Here is a 14325-nt window from a genome sequence, read left to right on the forward strand (position 1 = left end):
GGGAGCTGGCTTGCCAGCGATGGGGCCAGTAGCAGCACCATGTAAAAAGGATCTGCCAAATGTTTGCCAGACACCACATTCTGGGCTTCTGCCTGCTACTCAGCACAGCCACATTCGCCGCCCCGCAAACCGCGCTCACCGTCTACGGCGAAGCTCCCAAATACACCCCGGACTTCCAGCACCTGGCCTATGCCAACCCCAATGCGCCCAAGGGTGGCAGCCTGCGCCGCTCCTCGCTGGAAAGCGGCCCGTTCGATCACCTGATTCCCTACATCGACAAAGGCACCGGCGTCGCCGATATCGACGGCTGGCTCTACGCCCCGCTGGCCTATCGCAGCAAGGATGAGCCCTACAGCGTCTATGGGCTGGTGGCGCAAAAAATGGAGCTGGATACAGATCGTCGCTGGCTGCGTTTTTACTTGAATCCCGCCGCGCGCTTCGACGATGGCACGCCGATTACCGCCGAAGACGTGCGCTATACCTTCGAACTGCTCACCACTCAAGGCAGCCTCAAATACCGCCAGCAGTTTCGTGATGTCGCCGAAGTGCTGGTCGAGTCTCCAACCCAGGTGCGCTTCGTGTTCAGGAACAACGACAGCCGCACCTTGCCGCTGGATCTGGCGACGCTGCCGGTGCTACCCGAACACTGGTGGCGTACGCGCAACTTCGCCGATGGCGCGGGTTTCGAGATTCCACCGGGCAGTGGCCCGTATCGGATCAGCGCAGTGGATGCCGGGCGCAGCGTGAAATTTAAGCGCGTCACGGATTGGTGGGCCAAGGATCTACCGATCAATCGCGGCTTGTACAACTTCGATCAATTGAGTGTGGAGTTCTTCGCCGACACTGACGTTTCGCGACAAGTGCTCAAGGCTGGTGGCTTCGATTACAACCGCGAATTTTCCGCCACCAGTTACACCATCGGTTATGCCGGCGCGGCGCTGGATCAGGGCAAGCTGCTCCGCGAACATCTGGCACCCGGTGCGGCGCAAGGCGCGCAGGGTTTCGTGTTCAATCTGCAAAAGCCGCTGTTTCAGGATCGCCGGGTACGGCAGGCCATCGCCATGCTCTGGGATTTCGAATGGAGCAACCGGCAGATGATGCGCAGCATGTACCTGCGCCAACGCAGCTATTTCTCGCACAGTGCACTCTCAGCGACTGAGTTGCCGGACGCTGAAGAGCTGAAAATCCTCGAGCCATTGCGCGGAAAAATACCCGACGAAGTCTTCAGTCAGGTGTTCCAGGCACCGAAAACCGACGGCAGCGGCAACATCCGCGCTGAACAGTTACAAGCGCTGAAACTGCTGGAAGCCGCAGGCTGGAAACCTCGGGGCGATCAACTGGTGAACGCTGCCGGTGAGTCGCTGCACTTTACCTTTCTCAATGGGCAGAAAGGTTTCGAGCGGCTGCTGTTGCCATTCAAACGCAACCTGGCGCAGATCGGCATCGGCTTCGATATTCGTCAGGTCGACACTGCGCAATACACCAACCGCGTGCGCAATCGTGACTACGACATGATCGTCGCCGGCTACCCGGTGAGCCAGGCGCCAGGGCGCGAGATGTTCAATTACTTTGGTTCCGATGGTGCCGATGATCCGGGCTCCAACAACTACATGGTGTTGCGCGATCCCGCGGTGGATGTGCTGCTCGAAGGGCTGGTGCAGGCCGCAGATCGCGACAGTCTGCTGCGCCACGCCCATGCACTGGATCGGGTATTGCAGTGGGGTTACTACTGGATTCCAAACTATTACCCGCCAGGTATTTCCTCGGTGTGGTGGAACCGTTTTGGCCGCCCGGCAATTGCGCCGCTGTACGACGCCGGCCTCGACACATGGTGGGAGGTCAGTCCGAGCGCATTGACCCAGTCACAGATGCAGCAACAACAAAAGGAATACGTCCATGTGGGGTTATAGCCTGAGGCGTTTTTTGCTGATCGTGCCGACGCTGCTGGCGATTCTGCTGGTGAATTTCGTGATCGTGCAGGCCGCGCCGGGTGGGCCGGTGGAGCAAGCGATTGCCCGTTTGCAAGGTATTGGCGTTGGCGCTGCGGTAGGCGCTGCACATGTCGAAACCATCGGCGGTGAATCCCGCGCCACTCGTGGCCTCGATCCCAAACTGGTGGCGGATATCGAACGTCAGTACGGCTTCGATAAACCGGCCAGCGAACGACTGTGGTTGATGCTCAAAAGCTACGCGCAACTGGACTTCGGCAAGAGTTTCTTCCGCGGCGCCAGCGTTACCGAACTGATCTGGCAGAAGCTGCCGGTGACTTTGTCGCTGGGTCTGTGGGCGACGTTGATCACCTATCTGGTGTCGATTCCGCTGGGTATTCGCAAGGCTGTGCACAACGGCTCGGCGTTCGATGTATGGAGTAGCGCGGCAATCATTATCGGTTACGCGATGCCGGGTTTTCTGTTCGCCTTGTTGCTGATCATCGTGTTTGCCGGCGGCACTGCGCTGGACTGGTTTCCGGTGCGCGGTCTGGTCTCGGACAACTTTGCCGAGTTGTCCTTGTGGGGCAAGGTTGCCGATTATTTCTGGCACTTGGTGCTGCCGGTCAGTGCATTGGTGATCGGCGGTTTCGCCACGCTGACGATCCTCACCAAGAACAGCTTTCTCAACGAGATTTCGCGGCTCTACGTGGTCACGGCGCGAGCCAAGGGCTTGAGTGAGCGTCAAGTGTTGTACGGCCATGTGTTTCGCAACGCGATGCTGTTGGTGGTCGCAGGATTGCCTCAGGCGCTGGTGACGGTGTTCTTCGGTGGTTCGCTGCTGATCGAAGTGATCTTCTCGCTGGATGGCCTCGGCCGGCTCAGCTACGAGGCGGCGGTGTCGCGTGACTATCCGGTGGTGTTCGGTTCGCTGTTCATCTTCACCTTGTTCGGCCTCTTGATAAAATTGCTCGGCGACCTCTGTTACACGCTGGTCGACCCGCGTATCGACTTCACCGCGAGGGCTGCCTGATGTTGACGCTTTCTCCGATTGCTCAGCGTCGCTGGGCACGTTTCAAGGCGCATCGCCGGGGTTGGTGGTCGTTGTGGCTGTTTCTCGGGTTGTTTGGGTTGAGCCTCGGCGGCGAATTGATCGCCAACGACAAGCCGCTGCTGGTGACATTCAAGGGCGAACCATATTTCCCGGCGTTCAAGCGTTATACCGAGCAGGATTTTGGCGGTGAACTGCCGTTTCAGCCGGACTATCGCAGCGCTCAGGTGCGGCAATTGATCGAGGGGCTGGGCGGACGAATATGGTTCGCGCCAATTCCGTTCGGCTTCGATACGGTGAATTACGACCTGACCGAACCGGCGCCAAGTCCACCGAGCAGCGCCAACTGGCTCGGCACCGATGATCAGGCACGAGATGTATTGGCGCGGGTGATTTTCGGCACCCGGATCTCGTTGTTGTTCGCGCTGGCGCTGACCGCCGCTAGTGCATTGATCGGCATCGCCGCTGGCGCCTTGCAGGGTTACTACGGTGGCTGGATCGATCTGTTCGGTCAGCGCGTACTCGAGGTCTGGTCGGGGCTGCCGGTGCTGTATCTGCTGATCATTCTGTCGGGGTTTGTCGAACCGGATTTCTGGTGGTTGCTGGGAATCATGGCGCTGTTTTCCTGGCTGAGTCTGGTGGATGTGGTTCGCGCCGAGTTCCTGCGCAGCCGGGGGCTGGAATATGTGAAAGCGGCGCGGGCGTTGGGCGTGGGTGATGCTCAGGTGATCAGTCGGCACATCCTGCCCAACGCCATGAGTGCGACCCTGACCTATCTGCCGTTCATTCTGACCGGGGCGATTGCGACCTTGTCGGCGCTGGATTTTCTCGGTTTTGGCATGCCGGCCGGCAGCGCCTCATTGGGCGAGTTGATCGGACAGGGCAAGAACAATCTGCAAGCACCCTGGCTGGGGCTGACCGCTTTTTTTGCCTTGGCGTTGATTCTCTCGTTGCTGGTTTTCATCGGCGAAGCCTGCCGTGATGCGTATGACCCAAGGACTTGATATGAGCGAGAATCTGATCGAACTGCGCGACTTGCGAGTCGCATTCAATGGCCAGGAAGTGGTGCGCGGCATCGACCTCGATATTCGTCCGGGCGAGTGCCTGGCCTTGGTCGGTGAGTCCGGCTCCGGCAAATCGGTGACGGCGCACAGTATTCTGCAATTACTCGATCCGGCGATAACGCGGATTGACGGCAGTATTCGTTATGCCGGCGAAGAGTTGCTCGGCGTACACGAACGCTATTTGCGGCAATTGCGCGGGAATCGGATTGCGATGATTTTCCAGGAGCCTATGAGTTCGTTGAATCCGTTGCACACCATCGAACGACAACTGGGCGAGAGTCTTGCGCTACACAAAGGTCTTGCGGGTGCAGCGGCGCGCAAACGTATTCTGGAGTTGCTGGAACTGGTCGGCATCCAGAAACCCGGCGAACGGCTCAAGGCCTATCCGCACCAGCTCTCGGGCGGTCAGCGACAGCGAGTGATGATCGCCATGGCGCTGGCCTGCGAGCCGCAGTTGCTGATCGCCGATGAGCCGACCACGGCGCTGGATGTCACGGTGCAGCGCAAGATTCTGATGCTGCTCAAGGAGCTGCAACAGCGGTTGGGCATGGCGCTGCTGATCATCAGTCATGACCTCAATCTGGTGCGCAATATTGCCCAGCGAGTAGCCGTAATGCGGGGTGGCGTAATTGTCGAGCAGGCGCCTTGCGAGCAATTGTTCAGAACACCGCAACATCCTTACAGCATCGAATTACTGAATGCCGAACCGGGCGGTGAGGCGTTGTCCCGGGATGTCGCGGAGGACTTGCTTGAGGTGCGCGATCTCAAGGTTCATTTCCGATTGGGCGGAGGCTGGTGGCAGCCGAAGTCGTGCCTCAAGGCTGTCGATGGCATCGATTTGAACCTGCAACGCGGCAAGACCCTGGGAATTGTCGGTGAGTCGGGTTCCGGCAAGTCAACGCTGGGTCAGGCGATCCTGCGGCTTATTGATGCTCAAGGCTCGATTCGATTTCAGGGCGAAGCGCTGGAGCAAATGAGCGGTAAGCAACTACGCCCGTTGCGCAAGCGCCTGCAAGTGGTGTTTCAGGACCCGTTCGGCAGCCTCAGCCCGCGCCTGTGCGTGGAGCAGATCATCGCTGAAGGATTGCGCGTGCATACCGATCTGAATGTTGCTGAGCGCGAAAGGGCAGTAATCGATGTGCTGCATGAAGTCGGTCTCGATCCCTCGACGCGTCACCGCTATCCCCACGAGTTCTCGGGTGGTCAGCGCCAACGCATCGCGATTGCCCGGGCGCTGGTGCTCAAGCCTGATCTGATCCTGCTGGACGAACCGACTTCGGCGCTGGATCGCACCGTGCAGAAACAGATCGTTGCGCTGTTGCGGCGATTGCAGGAGCAACATGGTTTGACCTATCTGTTCATCAGCCATGACCTGGCGGTGGTGCGGGCGCTGGCCCATGACCTGATCGTGATGAAGGACGGTGAAGTGCTGGAGCGAGGCGAGACTGGCGAGCTGTTTCGCTCGGCGCAGCATCCGTATACGCGGGAGTTGCTGGCGGCCGCGTTTGCGACGCCTGTGGTTGAGAGTAATCGTGAGCCCGGACTTTTAACCGTTGTCTAGATCCGGTACATTCCGCGCCTTGGCCCATACAAGGATGTAGATAATGGCGAAACCCGCCGCTCGACTCAGCGATCTCAATGCCTGCCCGGTGACCGGCCACGGCACCAATCCCAGCACCAGCGGTTCACCGAATGTGAACATCAACGGCATGCCGGTATTGCGTGTTGGCGACACCACGGCCTGTGGCGATTCCGTCACTGAGGGCATCAGCAACATCCTGATCAACGGCAAGCCCATCGCCTTCCTCGGCAGTGCCACGGCCCACGGCGGCGTGATCATCACCGGGTCCGGCGATGTCTTCGTCGGCACTCAGGTCGGTTCGGCGCCGTTCACTCCGATCATCACCGTGCCCAAACACAGCGAGCGCTTTCAACTGGTTGACGAGACCAGCGGCGAAGCCATTCCCGACATGCTCTATTGCATCGAAACCGGCGACGGCCAGCGTCTCGTCGGCCACACCGACAACCACGGCAACGCCGCCCGGGTATTCACCACCGATCCAACGTCCATTGTCGTGCAATGGGGCAAGGACGCAGCCGCTCATCTGGATGCTTTGGGCATCGATTACTAAGGAAGGTGCGGCGTGGCTACACCGGACAAAAAACAGATTCAGACGAGCGATCAGCACGGGACGACGCAGGTCAAGGGTACGCTGAAGTACGATTATGTAACGGTGGTAGGCTCTTATCACATAAATGCCTGGACTGACTTTCGCGAAAATTACGGCAACAAAATGAGCTTTATCAACCAGGGCGTCGGGCAGTTGAAGACGTACTCAACGATAAAAAAAGGCGCAGCGGACAAGACCTTTTTTCTACTCTTCGTTGCCGAGTACGATCCCAAGATGCGCGCAACGCTCAGAAAGCTTGTCGTCAACACATACAACGCCGAATACCTGGAGATTGATTCCGCTGCAGAACTGGTTGCCTTTATAAACAAACGAGTGGAAGAGAAGCGCGAAATCAAACAGCTCGACATCTTTGCTCACGGCGTGGTGTTCAACATCGAATTCGGATACGAAATCGAAGGCAAGGACGCCAGCTATCGCTTTGGGCCTGCTCAGGCCGGTCAGTTGCAGCCGGACGCTTTTGCCCTGGGCGCCAACATCTTTTCGTACGCCTGCCGAACAGGATTAGGCGTGGACGAGACGGCGCTGGTCAGCGAAGGCCAGGAGCATTACGAACTCAGCCTTGCACAGAAACTTGCCGAGGCAACCGGGGCAACCATTCATGCTTACCCGCGACGCAGTCTTTACGACCAAACGTATGGCAGCGATGCAGACCGCGATCGGCTGGAGGGGGCGAAAGCACGTATAGCGTCGGACAAACGAGCCAGTTTAGCTTTTGAGGTCAAACAGGCGAGTTACCAGAGACGGCTGGCAGCACATCGATTATCAGAAAAGAACAACGCTGCCGAGTTACCTGATGAAAAGGCTCCGATCAGGCCAAAGGATTTGGCCACCGGAGAGGATAAAACATTATCGATGCACGCCAAGAGTCGTTCGGATAATGAAAAATTAATGCGTTTTCCACTGGACGACTTCGGTGCTGTCGGCAAGGTACGTTCGGGTAATACACCTTTAGGGCCACCCAAGCAACAACTGAAATTCAAGAAAGGGCAACCGGCACAGCCATGATGATCAGTGTTAGAAAACGCGCGGGTGCAATAGCATTTTTTCTGCTGGTTTTTAGTGCGATAGGTTTGTATCTGCACACAAAGGAAAATGTAATGAGCGAGAAAGTGATGATGTACTACGGCGATTGGAGCCCGGAAGAAAACCGCTTTGACGCCTCAAAGTGGTTTCGCAACGGCATGTACCGTCGTGATGTTGTCGATGGAAAAGCCAGCCCCGTGACCATGTTGCGCATCCAGCCATTACTGCTGAAATCAACAGACAATGACGAGTTGGTAGCATGCGCAATTGTTGCCCTGGAATATGCGGAACCCAAAGTAGATGGCGATTCTCTGCGCAAGGAATGGCCGATGCTGGTTCCACGCATCCGCTATCGCTACAGTGCTTTCGAAGCGCCGGACCAGCCGCAAGATTATTACAACATTTACCTGAAGTACCAGGGTGAGCGGTATGTCATCACTTTCGCCCGTGATGCGCAAACCGGTGAAATCATCCCCGGGGGCTCTGTCGCGTTGATTTACCCCGACAGTGAAACTCAGGTCGCCGATCGGCAGGTCTTCAAAGAGCTGGACTCCGCCAGTATCCAGTGACCCTGAAACGACAAATCCCGCCATTAAGGCGGGATTTGTTTATGGCCGACTGACGTCTTACGACGGGAACAGTTCGGACAGTTTCATTGCCAGCATCATGTCGCCTTCAGCGCGCAGTTTGCCGCCCATGAACGCTTGCATGCCGTCGGTCGAACCGTCGACGATGCCTTCCAGAGTTTCACCGTCCATCACCAGAGTGACCTGGGCATCTGGATTCACGCCTTCCTGCAGCTCGCAGGTGCTGTCCTTGACGATCAGCGAGAAGTTCTTTTCTTCGTCGATGCGGAAACCGAAGACCAGATCCAGACCGGCAGCAGCGGCTGGGTTGAACTTGGCTTTCATTGCTTGTACGGCATCAGCTACGGAGGTCATGGTTCGATCCTTATTGGGTTGATTGCAGCAGGGTCACAGTAATCCGGACTCAGCGAAAGGTGATGAGTTCCGGGGCCTTCAGCAGTTGCAGGTGAGCATGACTGTTGAAGGAAGCCAGAGACACCTCGCGACCGCGGAATTTCAGCTGGTTGAGCGAGGTGTTGACGATTTGCCAGTTCAGTTCGAACGCCTGTCTAGCAGGCATTTGCGTAATCAGGTGGATCAGCGCGGTGATCGTGCCGCCGGAGGTAAACACGGCAATTTTCTGGTTGCCGTCGGCCTGTTCGAGAATGCGTTGCAGACCGCCCTGAACCCGCTCGACGAACCCCAGCCAGCTTTCCAGGCCCGGTGGGTCGTAGGTGCCGGACAGCCAGCGTTCGATGATCAGCGCGAAGATACGCTGAAACTCGCCACGGTTTTGCGCAGCGTTGCGCAGAATGTCGAGGGCTTCCGGTTCATCCGGCAACATCGCCGGGAGCAGGGCGCGGATCACTGCCTCGGCATCGAACTCGTTGAACGCGGCGTCGGTTTCCAGAATGGGTGCGGGAAGGCCGGCAGCGGTGAATTGCTCCAGCGCGCTGTTGGCTGTGTGCTGCTGGCGGCGCAAGTCGCCAGCCAGGCACCGATCAAAGCTGATCCCCAGCTCGGCCAGGTGTTTGCCGAGTATTTCTGCCTGACGCACACCGGTCGGCGAGAGGACGTCATAGTCGTCTGCACCAAAGGAGGCCTGGCCATGTCGAATCAAATAGATGCTGCCCACGTCCGCGTCATCCCGGTACGTTGAAGGTTTGGCGAGGTTATGAGCATGAGCATGTGCTGTCAATGAAAAAACATACGCTTGTTTGAATGACCCGTCGCAAGCTTGTTGCCAGAGGTTTCATGGCTGGTCGCCGAGCGGGTGCATGGGTATGCTGGAGCCATCCCGCGCGTGTCTTGAAGCCGCGCATCGTTTGAAGGAGTCTCTGTGGAGTTTTTTGTCGAATACGCCAGCTTCCTGGCCAAGACCGTAACCCTGGTGGTCGCCATTCTGGTGGTGCTGGCCAGTTTTGCCGCGTTGCGCAGCAAAGGCCGGCGCAAATCGGCCGGGCAGTTGCAGGTCAGCAAGCTCAATGATTTCTACAAAGGGCTGCGTGAACGCCTGGAGCAAACCTTGCTCGACAAGGATCAATTGAAGGCATTGCGCAAAGGCGAGGCCAAATCCGAGAAAAGCGCGAAGAAGCAGAAGAACAAACCCGAGGCCAAATCCCGGGTGTTTGTGCTGGATTTCGACGGTGACATCAAGGCGTCAGCCACCGAGAGCCTGCGTCACGAAATCACTGCGCTGCTGACCCTGGCCACGCCGAAAGATGAAGTCGTACTGCGTCTTGAAAGCGGCGGCGGCATGGTTCACAGCTACGGCCTGGCTTCTTCGCAACTGGCGCGCATCCGCGAAGCCGGCGTGCCGTTGACCGTGTGCATCGACAAGGTTGCGGCCAGCGGCGGCTACATGATGGCTTGCATCGGCGAGAAGATCATCAGCGCACCGTTCGCGATTCTCGGCTCCATCGGCGTTGTGGCGCAGTTGCCCAACGTCAATCGCCTGCTGAAGAAACACGACATCGATTTCGAAGTGCTCACCGCCGGTGAATATAAACGCACCCTGACCGTGTTTGGCGAAAACACCGAAAAGGGGCGGGAGAAGTTCCAGGAAGACCTGGATATCACCCATCAACTGTTCAAGAACTTCGTTGCGCGATATCGCCCGCAACTGGCCATCGACGACGTGGCTACCGGTGAAGTCTGGCTCGGCGTCGCGGCGCTGGACAAACAACTGGTGGATGAACTCAAGACCAGCGACGAATACCTCGCTGACCGGGCGAAGAAGTCCGAGGTCTACCACCTGCATTACGCAGAGCGCAAAAGCCTGCAAGAGCGCATCGGCATGGCAGCCAGCGGCTCGGTGGATCGCGTGCTGCTGAGTTGGTGGAGCCGGTTGACCCAGCAACGCTTCTGGTAAAACAGTCAGCCATAAAAAACGCCGGTCAGTGACCGGCGTTTTTTTATGCAGAATAAACCCGAAGGTTTATCGACGACGGAACAGCGGCAGCGGCTCGTCGGTGGCGGCCTGATAGGTCACCGAGAAGTCCTTGAGGCTTTCAAGGGCTTCGTACGGGTCTTTATCGGCGCGCAGGGCAAATGCGTCGAAACCGCAACGGTGCAGGTAGAACAACTGATCGCGCAACACATCGCCGATGGCGCGCAGTTCACCCTTGAAACCGTAACGGTCGCGCAGCAGGCGCGCGTTCGAGTAGTTGCGGCCATCGGTAAAGGCCGGGAAGTTCAGGGCGATAACCTGGAATTCGCCAACGTCTTCACCGATTTCCTCGGCTTCTTCATCGGCGTCCAGCCACACGCCAAGACCGCCGTCGCGAGCCTTGAGTGCATGCGCATGCTCACGCCACAGGGCCAACGGCACGATCAGGTCGTCGCAGTTGGAAATACCGTCGAGGGTCGCGTCCTTTGGCAGCAAGTGCCAGGTTTCGTCGACCACCGCGTTGTTCTTAATGATTCGCTGCATAGACGCGTTCCTTGAAGAGGTCGATGCCAATACGCTGGTAGGTGTCGATGAAGCGCTCGTCTTCGGTACGTTGTTCAACGTAGACGTCGATCAGCTTCGAGATCACGTCAGGCATGGCGTCCTGTGCGAAGGACGGGCCGAGGATCTTGCCCAGGCTCGCATCGCGACTGGCGCTGCCACCGAGGGAGACCTGATAGAACTCTTCACCTTTCTTGTCCACCCCGAGGATGCCGATGTGGCCGACGTGGTGGTGACCGCAGGCGTTCATGCAACCGGAGATGTTCAGGTCCAGTTCGCCGATATCGAACAGGTAGTCCAGGTCGTCGAAACGGCGCTGGATCGATTCGGCAATCGGGATCGACTTGGCGTTGGCCAGGGAGCAGAAATCACCGCCCGGGCAGCAGATGATATCGGTCAGCAAGCCGATGTTCGGCGTGGCGAAACCTTGCTCGCGCAGCTCGCCCCACAGGGTGAACAATTGGCGCTGCTCGACGTCGGCCAGAATGATGTTCTGCTCGTGCGATGTGCGCAGTTGAGCAAAGCTGTAGCGCTCGGCCAGATCGGCAACGCCATCCAGTTGCTTGTCGGTGATGTCGCCCGGTGCAACACCGGTCGGTTTCAGAGACAGGGTCACGGCGACATAACCCGGCTTCTTGTGCGCCAGGGTATTGCGACTGCGCCAGCGAGCGAAGCCCGGATGTTCTTTGTCGAGTGCGGCCAGTTCGGCGGTCTGGTTATCCAGCGCCAGGTAGTCCGGGTCGACGAAGTGCTTGGCGACGCGATGCAGTTCGGCTTCGGTCAATGTGGTCTGGCCACCGCGCAGGTGCTCCATTTCCGCATCGACTTTCTGGGCGAACACTTCAGGCGTCAGTGCCTTGACGAGGATCTTGATCCGCGCCTTGTATTTGTTGTCGCGACGGCCATAGCGGTTGTAGACCCGCAGAATGGCATCGAGATAGCTCAACAGGTCCTGCCATGGCAGGAACTCGTTGATGAACGCGCCAACCACCGGAGTACGGCCCAGACCGCCACCCACCAGCACGCGGAAACCCAGTTCGCCAGCGGCGTTGTGCACTGGCTCAAGACCAATGTCGTGGACTTCGATCGCGGCGCGGTCGGAAGTCGAACCATTCACGGCAATCTTGAACTTGCGCGGCAGGTAGGCGAATTCCGGGTGGAACGTAGTCCATTGACGGACGATCTCGCACCATGGGCGCGGATCGATCACTTCGTCGGCAGCGACGCCGGCAAACTGGTCAGTGGTGACGTTGCGCAGGCAGTTGCCGCTGGTCTGGATCGCGTGCATCTGCACGGTCGCCAGTTCAGCGAGGATGTCCGGGATGTCTTCGACCGCCGGCCAGTTGAACTGTACGTTTTGCCGGGTACTGATGTGGGCATAGCCCTTGTCGAAGTCACGGGCAATCTTTGCCATCATTCGCGTCTGGCGCGAAGTCAGCTGGCCGTAAGGCACCGCCACTCGCAACATCGGCGCAAAACGCTGGATGTAGAGGCCATTTTGCAGGCGCAGAGGGCGGAATTCTTCTTCGCTCAGCTCACCTGCCAGATAGCGTCGGGTCTGATCACGGAACTGCTTGACGCGGTCCTCGATGATCCGCTGATCGTACTCGTCGTATACGTACATATAAGTCCTGTTCTCAGGCTTGGGGCTACTCGGAAAACGCTGCGTTTTTCGCTTGCTGGAGTCCGATTGAGCCTCTGCAATTCTGCGCGCACGGTCGCGCACTCCCTAACGGAGCCGGGGGCAATATACCCGTTTGCAGTTATGCGCAAAAGTGATGTTTGAGTATATGTAAAGAACCAAATCGCCTAACGAGAATGGCTGTCAACTAACCCACATTTGTCGTGCGGACAATCATCGTCTTAACTGTGGTCGAGTCTTTCTGCAATCACCGATAAAACCGACAAGAGGCGATGCAATGAGCAACCCAACCAAAGCAAGGAAAAGCGATAGTAGCGTCGATGCCTGGGCCATTCTGTTCTTGATCATTCTGGTCGTGGGCACGGCGATATTCTGGGTTAGTCACCAGTAAACGACCCTGTCCGGGCCCGGTTCCGACGATTGTCGGACAAAAAACGGGAAAGGCGCAGATCGTCGATGGATCGATGGCTATAATGCGCAGCCATTTTTCCGGGGCCCGGATGATTCATGCACAAGTTTCTCTACATAAGCCTGGCACTGTTCAGTGCGGTTTTCGGTTCTGCCGCGCGCGCAGAGTCTGTGCTGTTTCTGAATCCGGGTTCGACCGAAGAAACTTTCTGGGTCAGTTATTCGCAGTTCATGCAGGCCGCAGCCCGGGATCTGCAAATCGATCTGAAGATTCTCTACGCCCAGCGTAATCCCGAGTTGACCCTGGCCCAGGCCCGACTCGCGCTGCAAGGCCCGCACCGCCCTGATTATCTGATCTTCGCCAACGAGCAATATGTTGCCCCACAGATTCTGCGTATGGCGCGGGGCAGTGGCGTGAAACTGTTTATCGTCAACGCCGCGCTCACGGCCAATCAGCAGAGCCTGTTGGGGGAGCGTGAGGAACATATCGGCAGCCTCGTGCCCAATGACGAGGAGGGTGGCTATCTGATGATGAAAGAGCTGATTCGCTTGCATCCGCCAGTGGCCCCGGGCGAGGTGATCGAAGCGTTGGCGTTCTCCGGCTTGAAAATCACCCCGTCGGCGCAGTTGCGCGAGCACGGCATGCAACGCGCATTGGCTGAACATCCGCAAGTGCGCTTGCGCCAGTTGGTCTACAGCGGCTGGACGCAAGAGCGCGCATATGAACAGGCCCGGCTGCTTTTTGCGCGGTATCCGAAAGTATCGCTGGTGTGGTCGGCTAATGATGAAATGGCCTTTGGCGCCATGCACGCCTTGGATGAGACCGGCAAAACTCCCGGGAAAGACGCGTTGTTCAGTGCGGTCAATACCTCGCCTGCGGCGTTGCGGGCGCTGGTCGACGGCCGTCTGAGTGCCTTGCTCGGCGGCCACTTCACCTTGGGCGGCTGGGCGCTGGTGGAAGTACATGACGATAATCAGGGGGTGAATCTGGATCTGTACGGCGGTCGCGACCGGCAGATTCCTTCATTGCAATTGATCGACAAGGCCCGCGCCCGAAAGATGCTGGCCATGGGTGAGTCACCGGATTACGGCATCAGTTTTCGTCAATTGACAGCCAAAGGGCGGCCGGCGTCGTATCGCTACCCGTTCACATTGCAAACCCTGATGCGCTGAGACGTTTCAGACGCCAGCGAAATGCACCACCAGTTTGACGATGGCAAATAGTGTCAAGGCGAACACCGCCGTGAATAGAATGCCCAGAATCAGAAAATGGCTGGGCTTGCCATGAGTGAAGTCCCTTGCGCGGTTTTTCCCGCTCTGCACACCAAAGGCTGCGGCCATGACGCTGTGTAGCATCTGCCAGAAGGTTGGTGGCTTGTTGTCGACTGGATCGTCCATAAATCCCCCGTCTGAAATGACTGTCCCGAAAGCATAGCCAATCCGCGAGTTTACGCTGTCGCATGTCGAGTCTTCTGCGACGCGATTAGTAACAACTCAGGGT

At 57.9% G+C, this 14325-nt stretch carries 14 protein-coding genes; 9 read left to right on the top strand and 5 right to left on the bottom strand.

What is annotated here, in order from left to right; translation table 11 throughout:
* The first annotated feature begins 59 nt into the window (after positions 1-59).
* From ACIOZM_RS02990 to ACIOZM_RS03020, 7 genes are all read left to right on the top strand, one after another.
* On the top strand, positions 60-1910 hold the full coding sequence (locus tag ACIOZM_RS02990; protein ID WP_401209381.1) for an extracellular solute-binding protein: 1851 nt from the start codon (positions 60-62) through the stop codon (positions 1908-1910).
* Positions 1897-2961 carry a microcin C ABC transporter permease YejB gene (locus tag ACIOZM_RS02995; protein ID WP_401209384.1) on the top strand — a complete coding sequence of 355 codons (1065 nt, stop codon included), beginning with the start codon at positions 1897-1899 and terminating at the stop codon, positions 2959-2961. The genes ACIOZM_RS02990 and ACIOZM_RS02995 overlap by 14 nt, the downstream gene beginning before the upstream one ends.
* Entirely contained in the window at positions 2961-3983 is a 1023-nt protein-coding gene (locus ACIOZM_RS03000; RefSeq protein WP_401209386.1) for an ABC transporter permease, read from the top strand. Before ACIOZM_RS02995 ends, ACIOZM_RS03000 begins: the two co-directional genes overlap by 1 nt.
* Before the next feature lies 1 nt (position 3984).
* A complete protein-coding gene (locus ACIOZM_RS03005) occupies positions 3985-5604 on the top strand; it encodes an ABC transporter ATP-binding protein (RefSeq protein WP_401209388.1) in 1620 nt (539 codons plus the stop codon).
* Between the two features lie 43 nt (positions 5605-5647).
* Complete coding sequence (locus tag ACIOZM_RS03010; RefSeq protein WP_401209390.1) at positions 5648-6175, top strand: PAAR domain-containing protein; 528 nt, start codon at positions 5648-5650, stop codon at positions 6173-6175.
* A gap of 12 nt (positions 6176-6187) precedes the next feature.
* A complete protein-coding gene (locus ACIOZM_RS03015; RefSeq protein WP_401209392.1) occupies positions 6188-7240 on the top strand; it encodes a hypothetical protein in 1053 nt (350 codons plus the stop codon).
* Positions 7241-7332: 92 nt separating this feature from the next.
* Positions 7333-7827, top strand: a complete 495-nt coding sequence (locus ACIOZM_RS03020) for a hypothetical protein (RefSeq protein ID WP_401209394.1) — start codon at positions 7333-7335, stop codon at positions 7825-7827.
* A gap of 57 nt (positions 7828-7884) precedes the next feature.
* On the opposite strand, the gene ACIOZM_RS03025 is transcribed toward ACIOZM_RS03020, so the two are convergent.
* Complete coding sequence (locus ACIOZM_RS03025; RefSeq protein ID WP_123431867.1) at positions 7885-8199, bottom strand: SCP2 sterol-binding domain-containing protein; 315 nt, start codon at positions 8197-8199, stop codon at positions 7885-7887.
* A gap of 49 nt (positions 8200-8248) precedes the next feature.
* Positions 8249-8959 carry a histidine phosphatase family protein gene (locus ACIOZM_RS03030; protein WP_401209396.1) on the bottom strand — a complete coding sequence of 237 codons (711 nt, stop codon included), beginning with the start codon at positions 8957-8959 and terminating at the stop codon, positions 8249-8251.
* A 204-nt stretch (positions 8960-9163) separates the two neighbouring features.
* Here ACIOZM_RS03030 and sohB point away from each other — a divergent pair, with 204 nt between their 5' ends.
* Positions 9164-10195 (top strand): protease SohB, encoded by a 1032-nt coding sequence (gene sohB, locus ACIOZM_RS03035; RefSeq protein WP_401209399.1) that lies wholly within the window; start codon positions 9164-9166, stop codon positions 10193-10195.
* Positions 10196-10261: 66 nt separating this feature from the next.
* Here sohB and ACIOZM_RS03040 read toward each other — a convergent pair whose 3' ends face one another.
* Together ACIOZM_RS03040 and ACIOZM_RS03045 are read right to left on the bottom strand one after the other, a co-directional pair.
* Positions 10262-10756: a DUF934 domain-containing protein gene (locus tag ACIOZM_RS03040; RefSeq protein WP_401209401.1), complete on the bottom strand. Its 495-nt coding sequence runs from the start codon at positions 10754-10756 to the stop codon at positions 10262-10264.
* Positions 10740-12398 (bottom strand): nitrite/sulfite reductase, encoded by a 1659-nt coding sequence (locus ACIOZM_RS03045; protein ID WP_401209404.1) that lies wholly within the window; start codon positions 12396-12398, stop codon positions 10740-10742. Before ACIOZM_RS03045 ends, ACIOZM_RS03040 begins: the two co-directional genes overlap by 17 nt.
* Before the next feature lie 525 nt (positions 12399-12923).
* Here ACIOZM_RS03045 and ACIOZM_RS03050 point away from each other — a divergent pair.
* The gene (locus ACIOZM_RS03050; protein WP_401209407.1) at positions 12924-13997 is read left to right on the top strand and encodes an ABC transporter substrate-binding protein; all 1074 of its coding nucleotides are present in this window, start codon (positions 12924-12926) and stop codon (positions 13995-13997) included.
* Between the two features lie 6 nt (positions 13998-14003).
* On the opposite strand, the gene ACIOZM_RS03055 is transcribed toward ACIOZM_RS03050, so the two are convergent.
* Positions 14004-14222 carry a DUF2970 domain-containing protein gene (locus ACIOZM_RS03055; protein WP_401209410.1) on the bottom strand — a complete coding sequence of 73 codons (219 nt, stop codon included), beginning with the start codon at positions 14220-14222 and terminating at the stop codon, positions 14004-14006.
* Positions 14223-14325: the final 103 nt, after the last annotated feature.

Source organism: Pseudomonas sp. NPDC087346, from assembly GCF_044744235.1.
GTDB lineage: Bacteria > Pseudomonadota > Gammaproteobacteria > Pseudomonadales > Pseudomonadaceae > Aquipseudomonas.

Bases quoted from the DNA above. Each gene is read 5' to 3' on its own strand.
- ACIOZM_RS03055 (WP_401209410.1), bottom strand. From the start codon at position 14,222: ATGGACGATCCAGTCGACAACAAGCCACCAACCTTCTGGCAGATGCTA.
- ACIOZM_RS03025 (WP_123431867.1), bottom strand. From the start codon at position 8,199: ATGACCTCCGTAGCTGATGCCGTACAAGCAATGAAAGCCAAGTTCAAC.
- ACIOZM_RS03000 (WP_401209386.1), top strand. From the start codon at position 2,961: ATGTTGACGCTTTCTCCGATTGCTCAGCGTCGCTGGGCACGTTTCAAG.
- ACIOZM_RS03010 (WP_401209390.1), top strand. From the start codon at position 5,648: ATGGCGAAACCCGCCGCTCGACTCAGCGATCTCAATGCCTGCCCGGTG.
- ACIOZM_RS03050 (WP_401209407.1), top strand. From the start codon at position 12,924: ATGCACAAGTTTCTCTACATAAGCCTGGCACTGTTCAGTGCGGTTTTC.
- ACIOZM_RS03020 (WP_401209394.1), top strand. From the start codon at position 7,333: ATGAGCGAGAAAGTGATGATGTACTACGGCGATTGGAGCCCGGAAGAA.
- ACIOZM_RS03005 (WP_401209388.1), top strand. From the start codon at position 3,985: ATGAGCGAGAATCTGATCGAACTGCGCGACTTGCGAGTCGCATTCAAT.
- ACIOZM_RS02995 (WP_401209384.1), top strand. From the start codon at position 1,897: ATGTGGGGTTATAGCCTGAGGCGTTTTTTGCTGATCGTGCCGACGCTG.
- ACIOZM_RS02990 (WP_401209381.1), top strand. From the start codon at position 60: ATGTTTGCCAGACACCACATTCTGGGCTTCTGCCTGCTACTCAGCACA.
- ACIOZM_RS03040 (WP_401209401.1), bottom strand. From the start codon at position 10,756: ATGCAGCGAATCATTAAGAACAACGCGGTGGTCGACGAAACCTGGCAC.
- ACIOZM_RS03045 (WP_401209404.1), bottom strand. From the start codon at position 12,398: ATGTACGTATACGACGAGTACGATCAGCGGATCATCGAGGACCGCGTC.